Source organism: Microbacterium sp. HMH0099 (assembly GCF_049384025.1).
Taxonomy (GTDB): domain Bacteria; phylum Actinomycetota; class Actinomycetes; order Actinomycetales; family Microbacteriaceae; genus Microbacterium.
In genome coordinates, this window is the sequence record NZ_JBMRJR010000005.1 from 351,311 (window position 1) to 369,482 (window position 18,172).

The window sequence follows — 18,172 nt, forward strand, 5'->3', positions numbered from 1 at the left end:
GCGTCTCGGGGCGGGGCCGATGTCGGAGGCCCCGCCTAGACTTGATCCCGCCATGACCGACGCCTCTCGCACGCCCCTGATCGTCGACGGTCCCGCACCGTCCGATGCCCGTCCCGACGCCGACCTGCTCGTCGGCCTGAACGGGCCGCAGCGCGAGGCCGTCATCTACCGCGGTCAGGCGCTGCTGATCGTCGCCGGTGCCGGGTCCGGCAAGACGAGCGTGCTCACCCGCCGCATCGCCTCGCTGCTCCGCACGCGCGAGGCGTATCCGAGCCAGATCCTGGCGATCACCTTCACCAACAAGGCCGCCGGCGAGATGCGCGAGCGCGTGCACCAACTGATCGGGCAGAAGGCCGACGGGATGTGGATCTCGACGTTCCACTCCGCCTGCGTCCGGATCCTCCGTCGCGAGGCCGAGCAGTTCGGCTTCACGAAGTCGTTCACGATCTACGACTCCGGCGATTCGCGCGCACTCATCAAGCGCCTCGTGAAGGACCACGAGGGCGACTCGTTCGGGCTCACCCCGGCGGGCACGCAGAGCCGCATCTCGAAGCTGAAGAACGAGCTGGCCGACGCCGAGTCCTACGCACGCTCCGCCAACATGAGCGACCCGGCCGAACGCGTCTTCGTCGAGATCTTCTCGTCGTACCAGCGGGAGCTGCAGCGCGCGAACGCGTTCGACTTCGACGACCTCATCGCGCAGACGGTGTACCTGTTCCGCGCGTTCCCGCAGGTCGCGGACGTCTACCGCAAGCGGTTCCGCCACATCCTGGTCGACGAGTACCAGGACACCAACCACGCGCAGTACGCCCTCATCCACGAGCTCACCCGGGCCCCCGGCTCGGACGCCGAGCCGTTCTCGTCCGGCGGGATAATGATCTTCGACGCCGAACCGGCCGCCGAGGAGGCGGCATCCCTCACCGTCGTCGGCGACTCCGATCAGTCGATCTACGCCTTCCGCGGCGCCGACATCCGCAACATCAGCGAGTTCGAGCGCGACTACCCGGGCGCCAAGGTGGTCCTGCTCGAGCAGAACTACCGCTCGACGCAGAACATCCTGTCCGCGGCCAACGCCGTCATCGCCAACAACTTCGACCGCAAAGACAAGAAGCTCTGGACCGACGTCGGCGCGGGCGACCCAATCATCGGCTTCACGGGCTACTCGCAGCACGACGAGGCCCAGTTCGTCGCCGACGAGATCGAGGCGCTGCACAAGAAGGGCGTCGACTACTCGGGCGTCGCGGTGTTCTACCGGACCAACTCGCAGTCCCGTGCGCTGGAGGAGATCTTCATCCGCTCGGCGGTGCCCTACAAGATCATGGGCGGCACCAAGTTCTACGAGCGCGCCGAGATCAAGGACGCCCTCGCGTACCTCGTCGCCGTCGCGAACCCCGCCGACTCGATGGCGCTGCGCCGCATCCTCAACCGGCCGCGCCGCGGCATCGGCGACGTCACCGAGACGGCCATCGCCCGCTACGCCGCCGAACACGGCATCACCTTCCGCGACGCCCTGGCCAACTCGGCGCAGATCGGGGTCGGCCCCAAGCTGCAGAAGGCCATCGACCAGCTCGACGCGGTGCTCACCGAGGCCACGGCCGTCATGCTCCCGGCATCCGGTGAGCTCGCCCCGTCCACCTCGGTGACCGAGGGCCTCACGCTTCTGCTGAACAAGAGCGGCTACTTCGACGCCCTGCGCGCCAGCAAGGACCCGCAGGACGAGGCGCGCCTCGAGAACCTCGACGAGCTCATCGCGGTCACCCGCGAGTTCGCGCGGAACAACCCCGAGGGCACCATCATCGACTTCCTCACGGAGGTCACCCTGGTGGCGGATGCCGATGACCTCGACGACGCGTCGGGCTCGGTGTCGCTCATGACCCTCCACACGGCGAAGGGACTGGAGTACGACGCGGTGTTCCTCACCGGCGTCGAGGAGGACCTCCTCCCGCACCGCATCTCGGCCAACGAGCCGGGCGGACCGCAGGAGGAGCGCCGGCTCTTCTACGTCGGCATCACCCGCGCCCGCAAACGACTGCACGTCTCGCTCGCGATGACCCGCGCCCAGTTCGGCGAGGTCACCGTCGCGATGCCGAGCCGCTTCCTGCAGGAGATCCCCGCGGACCTCATCGACTGGCGTCAGTCGCCAGGCGACGTCAACGGCCGCGGCGGGACGCAATCCCGGGCGCTCAACGCCCGCGGTCGTCGCCCCGGCTCCCCGTCCGGCGGCAACCGGTACGGCGACGACCTCGTCCCCCTGCCCAAGCGCGAGCCGGCGGACCCGTCGAAGTTCCCGAACCGCATCCCCGCCAAGGTCCGCGACAACGGCGACCTGGAGCTCGCGGCCGGCGACCGCATCCGCCACGACGACTTCGGCGAGGGCCGGGTCGACGCCATCACCGGCGAAGGCGCCAAGCGCGTCGCGCACGTGCGGTTCGACAGCGTGGGACCCAAGAAGCTGCTCGTCAAGATCGCGCCGATCGCCAAGCTCTGAGGCATCCCTCCGGTCCGCCGCCTGCCGGTGCGGTGGGGGCGAGGCCCGGCGTGTGTCGGCCGAGTGGTCGGGCGCGCGCTGCGTGGCGGGAACGCACAGGCGGCGGGGGCCGGGGTGGAGCTGCGGGGCGGGAGTGCGCGAGCGGTGGGGCGGGAGTGCGCGAGCGGCGGGGCCGGTGCGGGGGAGCGCGCGGATAGGCTTGCTCAATGGCCCTCTTCTCGCGCCGAAACAAGTCCGACTCCGAAGACGCGTCGGCCGACCGCCCCGACTCGACGATCGAGCCGGGCGAACAGCCCGTCGACCCGGCCGGTCCGAGCGACGCGGACACGACCGCCCCGGGCGACGCCGCCCCGGCCGACGCCGCGCCCACGGTGAACATCTCGATGTCGTCGTTCCGGGGTGTCGGAGCGGCGTCGCCGACCGAGCCCCCGGTGGCCGCCCGCCCGTCGGCACGCCAGCCGGGACCCGCGGAGGCCCCCGTCGGATCCGAGAGCATCCCGGGTCTTCGCGATAACGCGCTGCTCGGCATCGCCCTCTCGGAGCTCACCGACCCGCCGCAGAACGCCGATCTGCTCAACGTCGCCCGTCAGCTGCTGCAGGGGCACGTCTTCCTCCGCGTCAAGGGCGACGCTCGCGCGCTCCTCGCCGAGGGCAAGGAGCTGCCCCTGGCCGTCGCCTCCCGCGGCGACGAGCAGCTCGTCCTCGCGTTCACCGGCGGCAATGCCCTGCGGGCCAGCGTGAGCGCGGACGGCGACCACGACACCTCCGCGATGGGGCAGCCCATCATGGCCCTGCTGCGTCATGTGCTCGCCGGCCCCTACGGCGGCATCGTCCTGGACCCCGCCTCGTCGCCGGCGCGCGCGGTGCTCCCGCGTCCGCTGCTCGAGCGCATGGTCGAGCAGGCCGATCCGGAGCTGCGGATCAAGACCGCGCTGAGCGAGACGCGCACCGACGAGACCGCGGCCGCCGTCGTCGCGGCCATCCTCGCCGAGGTGCCGCTGTGGATCGCCGTCAACCGCACCGAAGAGGGCGGTCCCGTCGGCGTCGCCGAATCGCGGTCGGCTACGGGAGAGCGCTATCTCGAGGTGTTCTCGCACCCGCTCGAACTGCTCGCCCTCGGACGCGGGGACCAGCCCCTGCCGCTCAAGGTCGAGCAGCTCGCCAAGGCCCTTGCGGGCGACGAGGGCCTCACCGGTCTGCTCATCGACCCCGCGGGTCCCTGGATCCGTCTCACCCGCGACGACCTCGCGCCCGTCATCGCCCGCGCGTAGTCCTCGCGTTCGCCGGCTCGGACGTCTGGGCGGGACCCTGGCCGGCTCCGGCGCTGTGCTTGCGCGTGCGCACGTGGCCCCGGGGCGCCGGGGATGGCCCCGGGGCCACTCCGCGACCGTGTGGGGGAGCGGCCTGTGTCGGCCGTGGCCGCGGTTGCGTGTGCGCCTGTGAGGGGAGTGCTCTGCGCCGGCCGTGGTTGTGGCCGCGTGTGGCCCCGGGGCGTCGGGGGTGGCCCCGGGGCCACTCCGCGACGCGCGTCAGTGCGGTTGGACCGAGCGCGAGTCAGTGCGGCTCGACGCCGGGCGCGGGTCAGTGCGGCTCGACCGAGCGCGAGTCAGCTCGGCCCGACGCCGGACGCGGTCAGTGCCCCGACAGCTCCCCGACGGGGACGGCGACCGGCAGGACGTTCCCCGCGGGAGCGAGCGGGCAGGCCCACGCCGGGTCGTAGGCGCACGAGGGGTTGTACGCGAAGTTGAAGTCGATCACGATCGTGTCCGGCGCGGCCCCGGGGCCGAGGTCGGCGCCCTTGATGGTGTCGAGCAGGTAGCGGCCGCCGCCGTAGGTTCCGCCGGGCCGTCCCGCCGCGGCATCCCGGACCGGAATGAAGATCCCGCCGCCGTACGAGGTCAGACGCCACACGTCGAGCGAACCGGTGTCGGGCACCTCGACCCGTCCGATGCGCTCGAAGGCGACCTCGCCGTCCGTGCCGGTGGTGGCGACGAAGGAGGCCTCGTCGGCGTCGAGCAGCGGCAGCTCGAAGCGCCACGCCGCGTCGTACGGTGCGAGCGGGAGCCCGACGAACCCGTCGCGCTGCTCGGGCAGCAGGGGAGTGGCCGGGTGGTCGGCGAACAGCGCATCGCGCTCGATCCGCCACAGCTCGTGCGCGTCCTCGACGTCGTCCATCTCGCGGACGGCGCTGTACAGGGCGAAGACGCGACGGCGCCAGTCGGCGATGTCGAGGGCGGTGCGGGCGGCGCGGGTGGTCATGATCCGAGCGTAGGCGGATGCCGGGAACCGCGGTCCAGGGGTGGACACGCGCGCGCGGGGCCGGGTGACGACGCGGCGATCACGCAACGGGCAGACACGGCCCCGCCCCGGCGGCTAGCGTCGGCACCATGGCAACCCCCCGCATCATGCTCACCGTGCCGGGACCCGACGGCGACCGCGAGATCGGCATCTCCAACCCCGACCGGGTGCTCTGGCCCGACAGCGGCATCACCAAGCGCGAGCTCGCCGAGTACCTCATCGCCGTCGCCGAGCCCTTCCTCGCCGCCACCGGTCACCGCCCCGTCTCGCTCGAGCGGTTCCCCGAGGGCGTGGGCGGCGAGAGCTTCTTCTCGAAGAACCCGCCCAAGGGTGCGCCCGACTTCGTCGAGGCCGTCACCGTCACGTACAACAGCGGGCGGCGGCATCCACAGCTCTTCCTCGGCGAGATCGGGTCGGCGGTGTGGGCGGCCCAGATGAACACGATCGTGTTCCACCCGTGGGCCTCGCTCGCGAGCGACCCCGACCACCCGATCGAGCTGCGCATCGACCTCGATCCGCAGCCGGGCACGGGCATCGCCGAGGCCGTCCCCGCCGCCCGGGAGCTGCGCACGGTCCTGCGCGAAGCCGGCCTTGAGGCGTTCATCAAGACCAGCGGCAACCGCGGTCTGCACGTGTTCTGCCCCATCGAGCCGACGCACGAGTTCCTCGACGTCCGACACGCCGTCATCGCGGCGGCACGCGAGCTGGAGCGACGGATGCCGGATGCCGTGACGACCAACTGGTGGAAGGAGGAGCGCGGCCGGCGCATCTTCGTCGACTTCAACCAGGCCAACCGCGATCGGACGATGGCCGGCGCCTACTCCCCGCGGGCCCTCCCCGCGGCGACCGTGTCCACTCCGCTCTCGTGGGACGAGCTGGACGGCCTCGACCCGCTCGCGTTCACCGTCCGGTCGGTGCCGCAACGGCTGACATCCATCGGCGACCCCTGGGCGGGCTTCTCGGAGAGTCCCGGTCGCGTCGACACCCTCCTGGAGTGGTGGCAGCGCGACGTCGACGCCGGTCTGGGGGAGCTGCCGTTCCCGCCCGAGTTCCCGAAGATGCCCGGGGAGCCGCCGCGCGTCCAGCCGTCCCGCGCACGCACGCCCTCCGCCTGAGCGCACACCTTCTCATCCCGGGACTCGGGATGCCACTTCCCGGCGCAGCGTTCACGGAACCGTGACGAAGCCGGGGGAACGTTCACCTCGACGCTTCCTGAGAGACGTTCTCAGGTCTCCTTCGTTCGTCATGCTCGGGGAAGCCGGCCACCGGTCGGCATCCCCCATACGAAACGGAAGAGACATCATGAACCCTCGCACGACCGGACGCGCGCGTCGTCTGATCGTCATGAGCACCGTCGCGGGCGTCGCCCTCGGTGCCACCCCGGCCGTGGCCGCCTCCGCGGAGACCGCCGAGACGCCCGTCCCGAAGAACGTGATCGTGCTGATCTCGGACGGCGGCGGCTACAACCAGTTCGACGCCGCCCGCCTCTACGAGACCGGCGCGAGCTACCAGCAGGTCGAGGTCGCCCCGAACTCGGGCACCGCGACGAAGGTCCCCGGGACCAAGAGCGAGGTGTACGACGACTTCGCCGTGCAGATCGCGCAGTCGCATTACTCCGCCGGCGGCCGCGCGGCGTACGACCCCGACCTCGCGTGGGGCGACTTCACGTGGGTCGCCTCCGGCGCGACGGACTCCGCCGCAGCGGGCACCGCGCTCGGCACGGGTGTGAAGACCACCAACGGCACCCTGGGCTTCGCCCCCGACGGCACGCGCCTGCTGACCGTCGGCGAGCAGGCCCTCGAGGTCGGCAAGAAGGTCGGCCTCGTCACGTCGGTGCCGTTCAACCACGCCACCCCCGCCGGCTTCATCGCGCACAACAAGAGCCGCAACGACTACCACGGTCTCGCGACCGAGATGATCGACTCGGGTGTCGACGTGATCATCGGCGGCGGTCACCCCAACTACACGGATGCCAACACCTCGCGCTCGTCGCACTTCGGGACCGGCTCGTGGATCTCGCAGACGGACTTCGACCGCGTCACGCAGGGCAAGACCCCGTTCTCGTACGTGGAGAGCAAGGCGGACTTCGAGAAGATCGCCGCCGGTGAGAACGTCCCCGACAAGCTCTTCGGCCTCGCCCGCGTCGCCGAGACGTTCCAGTACAACCGTCCCGGCCTGTCGAACAAGACCGTGCTGCCCTGGACCGACAAGATCAACGCGGACGTGCCCTCCCTCGCGACGTCGGCCACCGCCGCGCTGAACGTGCTCGAGAAGGACGAGGACGGGTTCTTCCTCATGGTCGAGGGCGGCGCCGTCGACTGGGCCGGCCACGCCAACCAGACGACCCGCATCGTCGAGGAGCAGCTGTCGTTCAACGAGTCCGTCGAGGCCGTGACCGACTGGGTCGAGACGAACTCGAACTGGGACGAGACGCTGGTCATCGTCACCGCCGACCACGAGACCGGCTACCTCGCCGGCCCCGGCGCCGGTGTCGAGAAGGGGTGGACCGCGCTCACCGGTACCGCCGGTCAGCTGCCGAACGTGTCGTGGCACTCCGGCAACCACACCAACGCGCTCGTGCCGCTCTACGCGCAGGGCGCCGGTGCGGACGTCCTCCAGGCCCGCGCGGCCAAGTGGGACTTCGTCCGCGGGGCCTACCTCGACAACACCGACCTCGGCAAGACGATCTTCGACCTGCTCGGACACGCGCCGGCCGAGGGCGACGCCGTCGGCGTCGAGGCATCCGTCCCGCTTCCCGCGCAGGCCGGTCAGCTGAGCCTTGCCGTGCCCGCCGTCGAGGGCCCGGTGGCCTTCGCCGGTGACACCTCCGCGCAGAAGGCGGCCCTGCCGCAGGTCGTCGTCACCGACAGCCGCAACGAGGCGCAGGCCCAGGGCCGCGGCTGGACGCTCTCGGGCTCCGCGTCCGCGTTCGTCGCGGGCAACCGCTCCTTCGGCGCCGAGAACCTCGCGTGGACTCCGCGCGTCGTCAGCTCGGCCGCCGGGGCCGTCGCCGGTGGCACCGCCACCCTCGACAAGCCCGCCACCCTCGCCGACGCCGACCGCGTCGGACGTGTGGGCGAGACGGTCGTCGCCGCCGACCTGAACCTCACCATCCCCGCGACCGCCGAGAGCGGCCGCTACGGCAGCGAGATCACCCTCACGCTCTTCGCGAAGGACTGATCGCTCCGGGCCGGTGCGTCCCGACGGGGCGCACCGGCCGTCGTCCTCCTCCCGACTCGAAGGAACCCCCGTGTCCCCCCGCATCCCCGTTCTCACCGCCGCCGTCCTGGCCGGCGGTCTGCTGCTCTCCGCCGGCCCGGCCGCCGCCGCTGTCACGGCTCCCGGCTCCGCCGCTGTTGCGGCTCCCGGCTCCGCCGCTGTTGCGGCTCCCGGCTCCGCCGCTGTTGCGGCTCCCGGCTCCGCCGCTGTCGCGGCTCCCGGCTCCGCCGCGACCCTGGCTCCTGCTTTCGGCTCTGCCTCTGCCGTCGCTTCGGCCTCGGCCGCTGCCTCCGTTTCTGCCGTCGCCCCCGCCTCTGCCGCGGCCGCGCAGTGGAGTGTCGCCCCCGCGAACGCCGACGGCCCCGACGGGCGCATCTCGCTGCGTCACACGATCGACCCCGGCGGCTCGGCGACCGACGCCATCGCCGTCACGAACCTGGGCACCGAGCCCGCGACCTACACGGTGGCGGCGGGCGACGGCGTCGTCGGTGACGACGGTGCGTTCGACATCGCCGCCGGAGCGCCCGAGGACTCCGGCGCCTGGATCACCCTCGAGGGCGCACCCGACGGCACCGTCGCCGTCGCGCCCGGCGAGACCCGCGTCCTCCCGCTGCGCATCGACGTGCCGGCGGACGTGACCCCGGGCGACCACCCGGCCGGCGTCGTCGTCGGCGTCAGCACCGCAGACGACGGCGTCACCGTCACGAACCGCATCGGCGTCCGCGTGCACCTCCAGGTCGCGGGCGACATCGTCCCCGCGCTCGGGGTCGGCGAGGTGTCCACCACGTTCTCACCGTCGTGGATCCCCTTCGCGCCCGGGACCCTCCGCGTCGAGACCGTCGTCACCAACACCGGCAACGTCCGCCTCGGCGCCCTCGCCGCGATCTCCGGTCCGGGGATCACCTCCGCGTCCCTCACCGGCGACGCCACCGAGTTGCTGCCCGGCGACTCCGCGACCGTCATCACCGAGACGAGCGCCTGGCCGATCCTCGCCCTGTTCGGGTCCACTCAGGTGCGTCCCGTCGCACTCGGCGACGATGCAATCACCTCTCCGGCCCCCGTCGACGCCGACTTCGTCGCCGCGGCGCCGTCATGGACCGGCCTCGCCCTCCTCGTGCTCCTCGCGGGGGCCGTCACCGCCCTCGTCCTACGTCGTCGTCGGCGCCGCCAGGCGACTCCGGATGCCACCGAGCCCGAGACCGTCGACGCGACGCGCGAGACCGCCGCGGCAGGGACCCGGTGACGCTCCCGCGCAACCGCGTCGGCGTGCCGGTGCTCACGATGGCGGTGGGCCTCGGTCTGCTGACCGCCGGAATGAGCGGGGCCGTGACGGCGGCGGCATCCCCTCTCGACCCTTCCGACGAGAGCGCGGTCATCCGCCTGCAGGTCGACGTGCCCGCGCGGGCGGGGGTTCCGGATGCCGCCAGCCCCGACCCCCTCGATACCCGGGCCCCCGGTGCGTCCTCCTCGACGCCGGACGGACTCGCCGCGACCGGCGGGTCGCCGTGGCTGCTCGGCGGGGCTGCGGCCGTCGCCCTGGCGGTGATCGGCGCCGCGCTGCGGAGGCGCCCGCGGACGTAGGCTCCTGCCCTGCAGGGCCGGTGGGGCTGGTGGGGTGCTGCGCCGCGAGCGTGCCGGACCCGTGGGGCGGGTGGGGTGCTGCGCCGCGAGGATGCAGGGCCGGTGGGGCTGGTGCGTACTGCGGGGGTGCAGGAGGTGGCATCCGCCCCACCAGTCCTGCAGATGTGCGGACAGCCGCTGCGTCGGCCGTCAGGATGCAGGGCCGGTGGGGCTGGTGCGTACTGCGGGGGTGCAGGGAGTGGCATCCGCCCCACCAGTCCTGCAGACGCGCAGGTCAGTCCAGGATGACGCGCCGGTCAGTCCAGGACGACGCGCAGGTCAATCCAGGACGACGCGCAGGTCAGTCCAGGACGTCGCCCAGATCGTAGGCGCCGACGGACTCCAGCTGGTCGAACGTGCACGATCGGGCTTCGCGGTCGGGGCGCCACCGCTCGAACTGGACGGTGTGGCGGAAGCGCATGCCCTCGAGCTGGTCGTAGCGGACCTCGACCACGCGCTCGGGGCGCAGGCGGACGAACGACACGTCCTTGGATGCCGAGAAGCGGGAACGGTCCGTCTCGCCGACGACCGCGTCGCCGGCGTCGTCGCGCTCGACCAGCGGCTCCAGCTCGTCGATGAGCTCGAGCCGGCGCTTGTCGGTGAAGGCCGAGATGCCGCCCACTCCGTGGAGCCGCCCCTCGCCGTCGTAGAGGCCGACCAGCAGCGAGCCGACGCCGCGACCGGACTTGTGGATGCGATACCCGAGAACGATCACGTCGGCGGTGCGCGCGTGCTTGATCTTGAACATCGTCCGCTTGTTCGGCGCGTAGGCCTGGGCGAGCGGCTTGGCGATGACGCCGTCCAGACCGGCCCCCTCGAACTCGGCGAGCCAGCGACGCGCGAGATCGGGGTCGTCGGTCGTCCGGGTGACGTGCACCGGGTGCGGGACGTCGCCGAGCAGATCGACGAGCTGGGCCCGGCGCTCGGAGAACGGCTCGTCCTGCAGGTCGCGGTCGCCGCGGGCGAGCAGGTCGAACGCGATGAACATCGCCGGCGTCTGCTCGGACAGCATGGTGACGCGCGACGCGGCGGGGTGGATGCGCTGCGACAGCGCCTCCCAGTCCAGGCGCTGCGCCCCCGGCTCGCCGCGGGCGACGACGACCTCGCCGTCGATGAGGCACGGCTCGGGCAGGATCTCCGCGAACGCCGCCACCAGCTCGGGGAAGTAGCGGGTCAGCGGCTTCGCGCCTCGGCTGCCGATCTCGACGTCCGTGCCGTCCCACGACACGAGGGCGCGGAACCCGTCCCACTTCGGCTCGTAGCTGAAGCCGCCCGCGACCTTGCCGTGCTCCGGCACCGCGGGTACCGACTTCGCCAGCATCGGTGCGGGGATGTCGTAGCCCATGGACTCAGGCCTTGCTCTCGTCCCCGGACAGAGGCACGGGGTTCGACCGCTTCTTCTTGCGCGCCCATTCGGCCGGCTTGTCGGGCCCGTTCCACACGGTGACGATGCCCCACACGACGGCGGTGAGCGGCACGGCCAGCAGGGTGCCCAGGATGCCGCCGATCGCGGTGCCGCCGGCGAGCACCACCAGCACGACGAACGAGTGCAGCTTCATCGAGCGGCCCATGAGCACGGGCTGCAGGAAGTTCCCCTCGAGCTGGTTCACGAGCACCACGATCCCGACGACGATCAAGGCGACGACCCAGCCGTTCGTGACGAGCGCGACGAGGGCCGCCAGGATGCCGGCGGTCACCGCACCCACGATCGGGATGAACGCGAGCATGAACACCAGCACGGCCAGGGGCAGGGCGAGCGGGACCTGCAGGATCGCGAGGCCGATGCCGATGCCGATGGCGTCGACGGCCGCGACCGAGGCCGTGCCGCGGACGTACGAACCGAGGACGGTCACCGTCTTGTCGCCGATGCGACGGGCGCGGTCGTAGTCGGCGCCGCGGAAGGGGCGCAGGACGAACTCCCACATGCGGGGCCCGTCCTTGAGGAAGAAGAACAGGATGACGACCATCAGCACGAAGCCCGTGACGAACGAGGCCACCGCGCTCACGCCGGCGAGGGCGCCGGTGCCGAACTGCGCGCTCGTGACGAAGTCCTGGATGCCGCTGATCGCCTGGTTGACCTGATCGGGCGAGAGGGCGAACGGCAGCGTGTGGTACCAGTCCTGTGCCGTCTCGAAGCCCTCGACGGCCTGCGCGCTGAGGTAGTCCCACTGGTCGACGACGGCGTTCACCACGAGCCAGCCCAGCGCGCCGAGCACGGCGACGACGGCGAGCAGCGTCAGCAGGGTCGCGACGACCGCCGGGACGCCTTTGCGTCGCAGCCACATGGTGACGGGGCCGAAGGCCGAGGCGAAGATGAGGGCGAGGATCAGCGGGATGATGACCAGCGTCACCTGCTGGATGCCCCAGATCAACCCGGCGACGAGCACGACGACCACGATGATCTGCACGGCGCGCACGGCGAGGCGTCCGAACCCGTCGGACCAGAGGCTCCGGGGCGTGTCCGCGCCCGGCGGCAGGGCCGCGGGGGCCACGACGGTGCGGGGCTCGGGGCGACGAGAGAACAGGCTCATGGTCCGAAGGTAGCCGGGAGGGCCGACATCCCGCGGGCGGTTGCGCTGCGACCCCGCGGCGGCATACACCGGGCGGTGGTGGGGGTGGTGGCATCCCTCCGCCCGTCCCGCCCGGCTCCGGACCGGGCGGTCGTGGGGGTGGTGGCATCCCTCCCGTGTCAGACGAAGGCGCCGACCCCGGTGATGTCGCGGCCCAGCAGCAGGGCCTGGACGCTCTCGGTGCCCTCGTAGGTGTGGATCGCCTCGATGTCGGCCATGTGCTGCATCACGCCGTTCTCGAGGAGGATGCCGTTGCCGCCGAGGAGGTCGCGCGCGGTCGCCGCGATCCGTCGGGCGGCGCGGGTGTTGTGGTACTTCGCCAGGGACGCCTGTGTGGGACGGAGACCACCGGATGCCTCGAGGTCGGCCAGCCGACGGCAGTAGAGCTGCATCGCGGTGAGCTCGTCGAGCATCTGCGCCAGGCGTTCCTGCACCATCTGGAACGACGCGAGGGGCTTGCCGAACTGCGTCCGCTCCGTCGCGTACGTCCGCGCGGCCTCGTAGCAGGCGGTCGCGTGTCCGAGCGCCGACCACGCCACGCCGGAGCGCGTCGCGTACAGCACCCGCGACGCGTCCTTGAAGGTGTGCGACCCCGGCAGCACGGCGTCGGCGGGAAGGCGCACGTCGTCGAGGGCGATGTGGGCCTGATGGATGCCGCGGAGCGACACCTTGCCGGTGATGACGGTGCCCGTGTAGCCCGGGGTGTCCTGCTCGACGAGGAAGCAGCGGACGGCGCCGTGGCCCTCGCCGCCCTCGTCCGCGACGCGCGCCCAGACGAACGTGATCCCGCCGGAGGCGCCGTTGCCGATCCACTTCTTCGTCCCGCTGAGGGACCAGCCGTCCGCGGTGCGCGTCGCCGTCGTCTCGAGAGAGACGGAGTCGGAGCCGTGGTCGGGCTCGGTCAGGGCGAACGCGCCGAGCACCGTGCCCGCGGCGAGCGGCTGCAGCCACCGGTCCTGCTGCTCCGGCGAGCCGAAGAGCGCGAGGGTGCGCAGCGCGAGGCCGCCCTGCACGGCGAGAGCGGTGGCGAGCGAGCCGTCGCCGCGCGAGATCTCCATGTTCACCAGGCCGGCGGCCAGCGGCGACGAGGCCGGCAGCGCGGGGTGCTCGATGCCGTCGGTGAACAGCTCGAGCTCGCCCATGCGGCGGAGCATCTCGACGGGGTAGGTCGCGGCGTCCCAGTGCCCGTGCATGGTCGTGCCGACCTCGTCGACGAAGGCCTTGGCCCGGTCCCACGCCGCGCGGTCGTCCTGTGGGATGTCGGCGAACAGCGCGTAGTAGTCGGTGTCGCGGCGGCCCAGCACGTCGTAGCGGGCGGTGCGCTCACCGGGGAGGGTGCGGGCGTCAGCGTCGATGCTCATGGTTCCCAGTATCGCGCATGGCGGTACTCAGTGTCACCCTCGTCGCCGTGAGTCGGCTGGGACCCGTGGTGGAGCCGGGGAACGCGCCGGGCCCCGGGCGGGAGCGCGCGGGTCAGCGGGGCAGGGCGGCGGGGCGGAGCGCGAGGCCTGCGTGCGACGCCCCGGCGCCGGGTTCGGGCGGGAGCGCCCGCCCTGCGTGCGACGCACGCGCGGCGGGTTCGGGCGGGAGCGCGCGGGTCAGCGGGGCAGGGCGGCGGGGGCGGAGCGCGAGGCGTGCGTACGACGCCCCGGTGCCGGGTCCGGGCAGGAGCGCCCGCCCTGCGTGCGACGCTCACACGCGGGGTCCGCGGGAGCGCGCGGGTCAGCGGGGCAGGGCGGCGCGCAGGCGGCGGGTCACCTCGGCGGCCGGCATCCGCCGCGGGAACGTCGCCACGACGAGGTCGTCGTCCGCGGAGGCGTCCCCGTCCGGGTGCACGCCGTACCGTCGCATGGCGTCGTCGAGGGCCCGGCGCAGCACTGCCGCCGGCACGCGGCCGCCCCGCAGCAGGCGGCGCAGCACGTGGTTGTGCACCGAGGTGACGAGGGCTGCGAAGCCGACGGCATCCAGGGGGTCCAGTCCGGGCAGGGACTCGCGCAGATACTCGTCGAACAGGCGCTCGTAGCGGAAGACCGTGACGATCTCGCGATCGCGCAGCCCGGGGACCTGGCGCACGATGGCGTAGCGGCGGCGGGCGAGCTCGGGGTCGGCGGCGAAGTGACGGAACACGCGCATCGAGGCGTCGCAGACCGCGGCCCACGGGTCGTCGTGGGGCTGCGCGAGGTAGGCGCGGGACTCGTCGAGCAGCACCTCGTGGTCAGCGAAGACGACGTCCTCCTTGCCGCCGAACTGCCGGAAGAACGTCGAGCGCGACACTCCGGCGGCCTGGGCGATCTGTTCGACCGACGTGTGGTCGTACCCCTGCGAGGCGAAGAGGTCGATGGCCGCGGCGACGACGGCCGTGCGGCTGGGGGCGGGGGACGTGTCGCTCACACCGCGAAGCCTATTGGCCCGGCGCGGGGAGGGCGGGCGCGGCGCGGGTGGGGCGTGGGGCGCGGGGCGCGGGGCGCGGGGTGGGGCGGTGCGGCGAGGATGCAGGAGCGGTGGGGCTGGTGGGGCGCGGCGGCGAGGATGCAGGGGCGGTGGGGCTGGTGGAGGCGTGGGAGTCGCAGGGGGTGGCATCCGTCCCACCGGTCCTGCAGAAGGGAGGGCGCGGGCGAGGGAGGCGGGCGCGGCGCGGCGCGGGTCGGGCGTGGGCGACGCGGCGGCGAGGATGTAGGAGCGGTGGGGCTGGTGGGGCGCGGCGAGGATGCAGGGGCGGTGGGGCTGGGGGAGGCGTGGGAGCCGCAGGGGGTGGCATCCGTCCCACCCGTCCTGCAGACGCGGGCCGGACCCGGGAAGGCGACGTGGGCCGGACCCCGGGAAGGCGACGCGGGCCGGACCCGGGAAGGCGACGTGGGCCGGACCCGGCGGCGACGAGTGCCGGACCCGAAAATGCGGCGCGGGCCGGACCCGGGAAGACGACGCGGGCCGGACCCGGCAGGGAGGCGCGGCGGCCCGTAACCGACTCGGCGGGCCGGGGCAAGTGGATGCCGGCGGCCAGGGTCCCGCAGTGGGATAGGACCATGACTTCGCTCTGGCAGTCCGCGTCCGCCCCCGTCGAGGGCACCCCCCTCGTACCCGACCGTCGGCACGACGTCGTCATCGTCGGGGCCGGCATCACGGGACTCTCGACCGCCGTGCTGCTGGCCGAGGCGGGCGTCGACGTGGCCGTGGTCGACGCCGGACCCGTGGGGCAGGGAGCGACCGGGGCCTCGGCGGCGGAGGCATCCCTCCTCCAGGGGACGACGCTGGCCACCCTGCGGTCGCACCATCCCGCCGGTCTCGTGCGCGCCTACGTCGACGCCAACCGGGCCGGGTTCGACTGGCTCGTCGAGCGCGCGGGGGCCGACGCCGACCGCCGGACGTCGTTCACCTTCGGTCGCGGCCCGGACACCGACCCCGCGCTGGACGCCGTGCTCGCCGCCGCGAAGGAAGCGGGGCTGCCCGTCCGCGAAGACACCCCCGACGACTTCGGCGGACGGTCGCGGGCGCGCGCCGTGGCCCTCGACGACCAGCTCGCCCTCGACCCGGTGCGTCTCGCGACCACCCTGGCGCAGCAGGCGGTCGCCGCGGGGGCGGCGCTGCATACGGGCGTGACCGTGCGCGACGTGCACGCGCTGCCGCAGGGCCGGATCGACACGGATCAGGGCGCGCTGTTCGGCGACACCGTCGTCCTCGCGACCGGGACGCCGCTCACGCGGCGCGGACTCTACGACCTCAAGACCCGGGCGCTCCGGTCCTGGGCGATCGCCTACGAGCTCGCGGACGCGACGCATGCCCCGGGCGGCATGTGGTCCGAGGTGGGCGCCGATGGACGTGGGGTGATGGCGGTGCCCACCTCGTTCGGGCGTCCCGCCCTGCTGGTGACGGGCGCGCGGCATCCGGTCGGGTCGGGGCGGTCCGAGGTCGCTCTGGCCGAGGAGCTCGCGGCCTGGGCGCGGCGCACGCTGCCCGTGGGGGACGAGCTCGCGCGCTGGTCCGGGCAGGACTACCAGTCGCACAACCTCGTGCCCTTCGTCGGAGGGATGCCGCGCGGTCTCGGCCGCATCCGCTTCGCGACGGGGTATGCGGGGTGGGGGCTCACCAACGGACCCGCGGCTGCGATGCGGCTGGCCGACGAGATCCGCGGGGTGTCGCGCCGGAACCGTCCGCAGTGGCTGCGGACCATCGGGACGCGCATGACCGTCCCGGCCGACCTCGGGAGGGGGCTGGCCGAGGCCGCCCGCCGCGCCCGAACCGTGGGCGCGGCTCTGTCGGGTGCGGTTCCGGCCCCGGCCCCGCGGCCGGCCGAGGGCGCCGGAGTCGTCGTGCGTCGCGGCCTGCGGACGGCGGCGGTGTCGACGACCGCGGGGACGACTCGCACGGTGGTCGCTCCGGTTCCGCTCACCTGGAACGACGCGGAGCGGTCCTGGGACAGCCCCGTCGACGGCTCGCGCTTCGCGCCCGACGGTCGCCGGCTCGAGGGCGCCGCGTCGCACGACCTGCCGGAGGTGGGGCGCGCCTCCTGAGCTCCGGCGGGTGGGCCGGCTCGCGGCGCGGCGGTGGTGCGGGGTGGCCGGTGCGGCTCGCGTAACTCCTGAGTCCTGGCGGTGGGTGCGGGGCGCGGTGTGGGGCGGTGCGGCTCGTGTAACTCCTGAGTTCTTGCGGTGGGTGCGGGGCGCGGTGTGGGGGCGGTGCGGCTCGTGTAACTCCTGAGTTTCGGCGGGCGGGTGGGCGCCGGTGTCGGCGTGCCGGGCTCCGGAGGAATGGATGCCGCGGGCCAGCGGCATCCATTCTGGACGGCTCCACCGCGTCGTTCTCCAGCGCGCGGCACCGGATCTGCGCGGCTGCCGCCGGCGTGGGTCGGTGCACGCGATGGGCCGGTGGGCGCGCCGGTTCTCAGGAGTTGCGCGAGTGTCCGGCGGGCGGCGCGGGCCGTGAGCGGCGTGAGCGGGGCGGGTGGGCGCGCCGGTTCTCAGGAGTTGCGCGAGTGTCTGGCGGGTGGCGCGGGCCGTGAGCGGGGTGAGCGGGGCGGGTGGGCCGCCGGCTCTCCGGACGCGCGCGTGCCCGGCCGGCGCGTCAGCTCTTGGCGCCGGTGACGGCGAGGGCGCCGCCCAGGCCGATCATCATGACGCCGCCCGTGCCGGACAGGGTGGAGATGCGGCGGGGGGAGCGGGCGAACCAGTTCCGCGCGGTCCCGGCCGCGAGGGCCCACACGCTGTCGCAGGCGAGCGCGAGCACCTGGAAGGTGAGCCCGAGCAGGAGCAGCTGCAGCCACACCGCGCCCGCGTGCGGGGCGACGAACTGCGGCAGCACGGCGACGAAGAAGGCGATCGTCTTGGGGTTGGTGAGGCCGACGACGAAGCCCTGCCGCAGCAGCGTCCAGGAGGACGCGGCAACCCGCGACGGACCGACGACGTTCGCGTGGCGGTGGCGGATCGCCTGGATGCCGAGCCACACCAGGTACACGGCCCCCGCGATCTTCAGCACGGTGAATGCGACGACCGACGAGGCGACGATGGCCCCCACCCCGAAGGCCACGGCCAGCACCGCCGGGACGGTTCCCAGTGCGTTCCCGACGACGCTCAGCACGCCCGCGCGGCGGCCGAGCGCGATCGACCGCCCGATGACGAACAGCACGCTCGGACCGGGGATCACGATGATGACGACCGAGGCGGCGATGAAGGCCACGACGTTCTCGAGGGGGAGCACTCGCGCAGCGTACTGCCGCTGCGTTTCGTGCGGGTGTCGCCAGCCGTCGGCCCGCCGAACTCCGGAGAAAGTGGATGCCACCGGCTCACGCGGCCGTTCTCGACGGCGTCCTGCCGCGGTTCTCCGGAGTTCGGCGGGAACCCCCGCCCGCCGCCCGTCGCACGCGACTCCCCGGAGTGCGGCAGGAAGCCCCGTCCGCCGTCGGCCCTCCGAACTCCGGAGAAAGTGGATGCCACCGGCTCACGCGGCCGTTCTCGACGGCGTCCTGCCGCGGTTCTCCGGAGTT

General features: G+C 73.2%; 13 protein-coding genes. 7 read left to right on the plus strand and 6 right to left on the minus strand.

What is annotated here, in order from left to right:
* Nucleotides 1-52 precede the first annotated feature (52 nt).
* Complete coding sequence (locus ACO03V_RS13680) at nucleotides 53-2,488, plus strand: ATP-dependent helicase (protein ID WP_423137951.1); 2,436 nt, start codon at nucleotides 53-55, stop codon at nucleotides 2,486-2,488.
* A gap of 206 nt (nucleotides 2,489-2,694) precedes the next feature.
* Entirely contained in the window at nucleotides 2,695-3,759 is a 1,065-nt protein-coding gene (locus tag ACO03V_RS13685; RefSeq protein WP_367729153.1) for an SseB family protein, read from the plus strand.
* A gap of 361 nt (nucleotides 3,760-4,120) precedes the next feature.
* Here ACO03V_RS13685 and ACO03V_RS13690 read toward each other — a convergent pair whose 3' ends face one another.
* Entirely contained in the window at nucleotides 4,121-4,747 is a 627-nt protein-coding gene (locus ACO03V_RS13690; RefSeq protein ID WP_367729154.1) for a DUF1684 domain-containing protein, read from the minus strand.
* A 128-nt stretch (nucleotides 4,748-4,875) separates the two neighbouring features.
* Here ACO03V_RS13690 and ligD point away from each other — a divergent pair, with 128 nt between their 5' ends.
* The 4 genes from ligD (at nucleotide 4,876) to ACO03V_RS13710 (ending at nucleotide 9,586) form a co-directional block, all read left to right on the plus strand.
* Nucleotides 4,876-5,901: a non-homologous end-joining DNA ligase gene (gene ligD / locus ACO03V_RS13695; protein ID WP_423137952.1), complete on the plus strand. Its 1,026-nt coding sequence runs from the start codon at nucleotides 4,876-4,878 to the stop codon at nucleotides 5,899-5,901.
* 187 nt (nucleotides 5,902-6,088) lie between these two features.
* On the plus strand, nucleotides 6,089-7,966 hold the full coding sequence (locus ACO03V_RS13700) for an alkaline phosphatase (RefSeq protein WP_423137953.1): 1,878 nt from the start codon (nucleotides 6,089-6,091) through the stop codon (nucleotides 7,964-7,966).
* A gap of 70 nt (nucleotides 7,967-8,036) precedes the next feature.
* Nucleotides 8,037-9,248 (plus strand): hypothetical protein, encoded by a 1,212-nt coding sequence (locus tag ACO03V_RS13705; protein WP_423137954.1) that lies wholly within the window; start codon nucleotides 8,037-8,039, stop codon nucleotides 9,246-9,248.
* The gene (locus tag ACO03V_RS13710) at nucleotides 9,245-9,586 is read left to right on the plus strand and encodes a hypothetical protein (protein WP_423137955.1); all 342 of its coding nucleotides are present in this window, start codon (nucleotides 9,245-9,247) and stop codon (nucleotides 9,584-9,586) included. Before ACO03V_RS13705 ends, ACO03V_RS13710 begins: the two co-directional genes overlap by 4 nt.
* Nucleotides 9,587-9,926: 340 nt before the next feature.
* Here ACO03V_RS13710 and ACO03V_RS13715 read toward each other — a convergent pair whose 3' ends face one another.
* From ACO03V_RS13715 to ACO03V_RS13730, 4 genes are all read right to left on the minus strand, one after another.
* Nucleotides 9,927-10,970, minus strand: coding sequence for an ATP-dependent DNA ligase (locus ACO03V_RS13715; protein ID WP_423137956.1), 1,044 nt, complete (start codon nucleotides 10,968-10,970; stop codon nucleotides 9,927-9,929).
* A 4-nt stretch (nucleotides 10,971-10,974) separates the two neighbouring features.
* Nucleotides 10,975-12,156, minus strand: coding sequence for an AI-2E family transporter (locus ACO03V_RS13720; protein WP_423137957.1), 1,182 nt, complete (start codon nucleotides 12,154-12,156; stop codon nucleotides 10,975-10,977).
* A 158-nt stretch (nucleotides 12,157-12,314) separates the two neighbouring features.
* The gene (locus tag ACO03V_RS13725) at nucleotides 12,315-13,556 is read right to left on the minus strand and encodes an acyl-CoA dehydrogenase family protein (RefSeq protein ID WP_423137958.1); all 1,242 of its coding nucleotides are present in this window, start codon (nucleotides 13,554-13,556) and stop codon (nucleotides 12,315-12,317) included.
* Between the two features lie 361 nt (nucleotides 13,557-13,917).
* On the minus strand, nucleotides 13,918-14,586 hold the full coding sequence (locus tag ACO03V_RS13730) for a TetR/AcrR family transcriptional regulator (RefSeq protein ID WP_387055368.1): 669 nt from the start codon (nucleotides 14,584-14,586) through the stop codon (nucleotides 13,918-13,920).
* 632 nt (nucleotides 14,587-15,218) lie between these two features.
* On the opposite strand from ACO03V_RS13730, the gene ACO03V_RS13735 reads away from it, so the two are divergent.
* A complete protein-coding gene (locus ACO03V_RS13735) occupies nucleotides 15,219-16,703 on the plus strand; it encodes an FAD-dependent oxidoreductase (RefSeq protein WP_423137959.1) in 1,485 nt (494 codons plus the stop codon).
* Nucleotides 16,704-17,253: 550 nt separating this feature from the next.
* Here the strand turns inward: ACO03V_RS13735 and ACO03V_RS13740 are convergent.
* Nucleotides 17,254-17,886, minus strand: coding sequence for a LysE family translocator (locus ACO03V_RS13740; protein ID WP_423137960.1), 633 nt, complete (start codon nucleotides 17,884-17,886; stop codon nucleotides 17,254-17,256).
* Nucleotides 17,887-18,172 lie beyond the last annotated feature (286 nt).

Excerpts from the sequence above, each read along its gene's own strand:
- ACO03V_RS13680 (WP_423137951.1), top strand. The coding sequence starts at position 53 with ATGACCGACGCCTCTCGCACGCCCCTGATCGTCGACGGTCCCGCACCG.
- ACO03V_RS13725 (WP_423137958.1), bottom strand. The coding sequence starts at position 13,556 with ATGAGCATCGACGCTGACGCCCGCACCCTCCCCGGTGAGCGCACCGCC.
- ACO03V_RS13720 (WP_423137957.1), bottom strand. The coding sequence starts at position 12,156 with ATGAGCCTGTTCTCTCGTCGCCCCGAGCCCCGCACCGTCGTGGCCCCC.
- ACO03V_RS13715 (WP_423137956.1), bottom strand. The coding sequence starts at position 10,970 with ATGGGCTACGACATCCCCGCACCGATGCTGGCGAAGTCGGTACCCGCG.
- ACO03V_RS13685 (WP_367729153.1), top strand. The coding sequence starts at position 2,695 with ATGGCCCTCTTCTCGCGCCGAAACAAGTCCGACTCCGAAGACGCGTCG.
- ACO03V_RS13690 (WP_367729154.1), bottom strand. The coding sequence starts at position 4,747 with ATGACCACCCGCGCCGCCCGCACCGCCCTCGACATCGCCGACTGGCGC.
- ligD (WP_423137952.1), top strand. The coding sequence starts at position 4,876 with ATGGCAACCCCCCGCATCATGCTCACCGTGCCGGGACCCGACGGCGAC.
- ACO03V_RS13700 (WP_423137953.1), top strand. The coding sequence starts at position 6,089 with ATGAACCCTCGCACGACCGGACGCGCGCGTCGTCTGATCGTCATGAGC.
- ACO03V_RS13735 (WP_423137959.1), top strand. The coding sequence starts at position 15,219 with ATGACTTCGCTCTGGCAGTCCGCGTCCGCCCCCGTCGAGGGCACCCCC.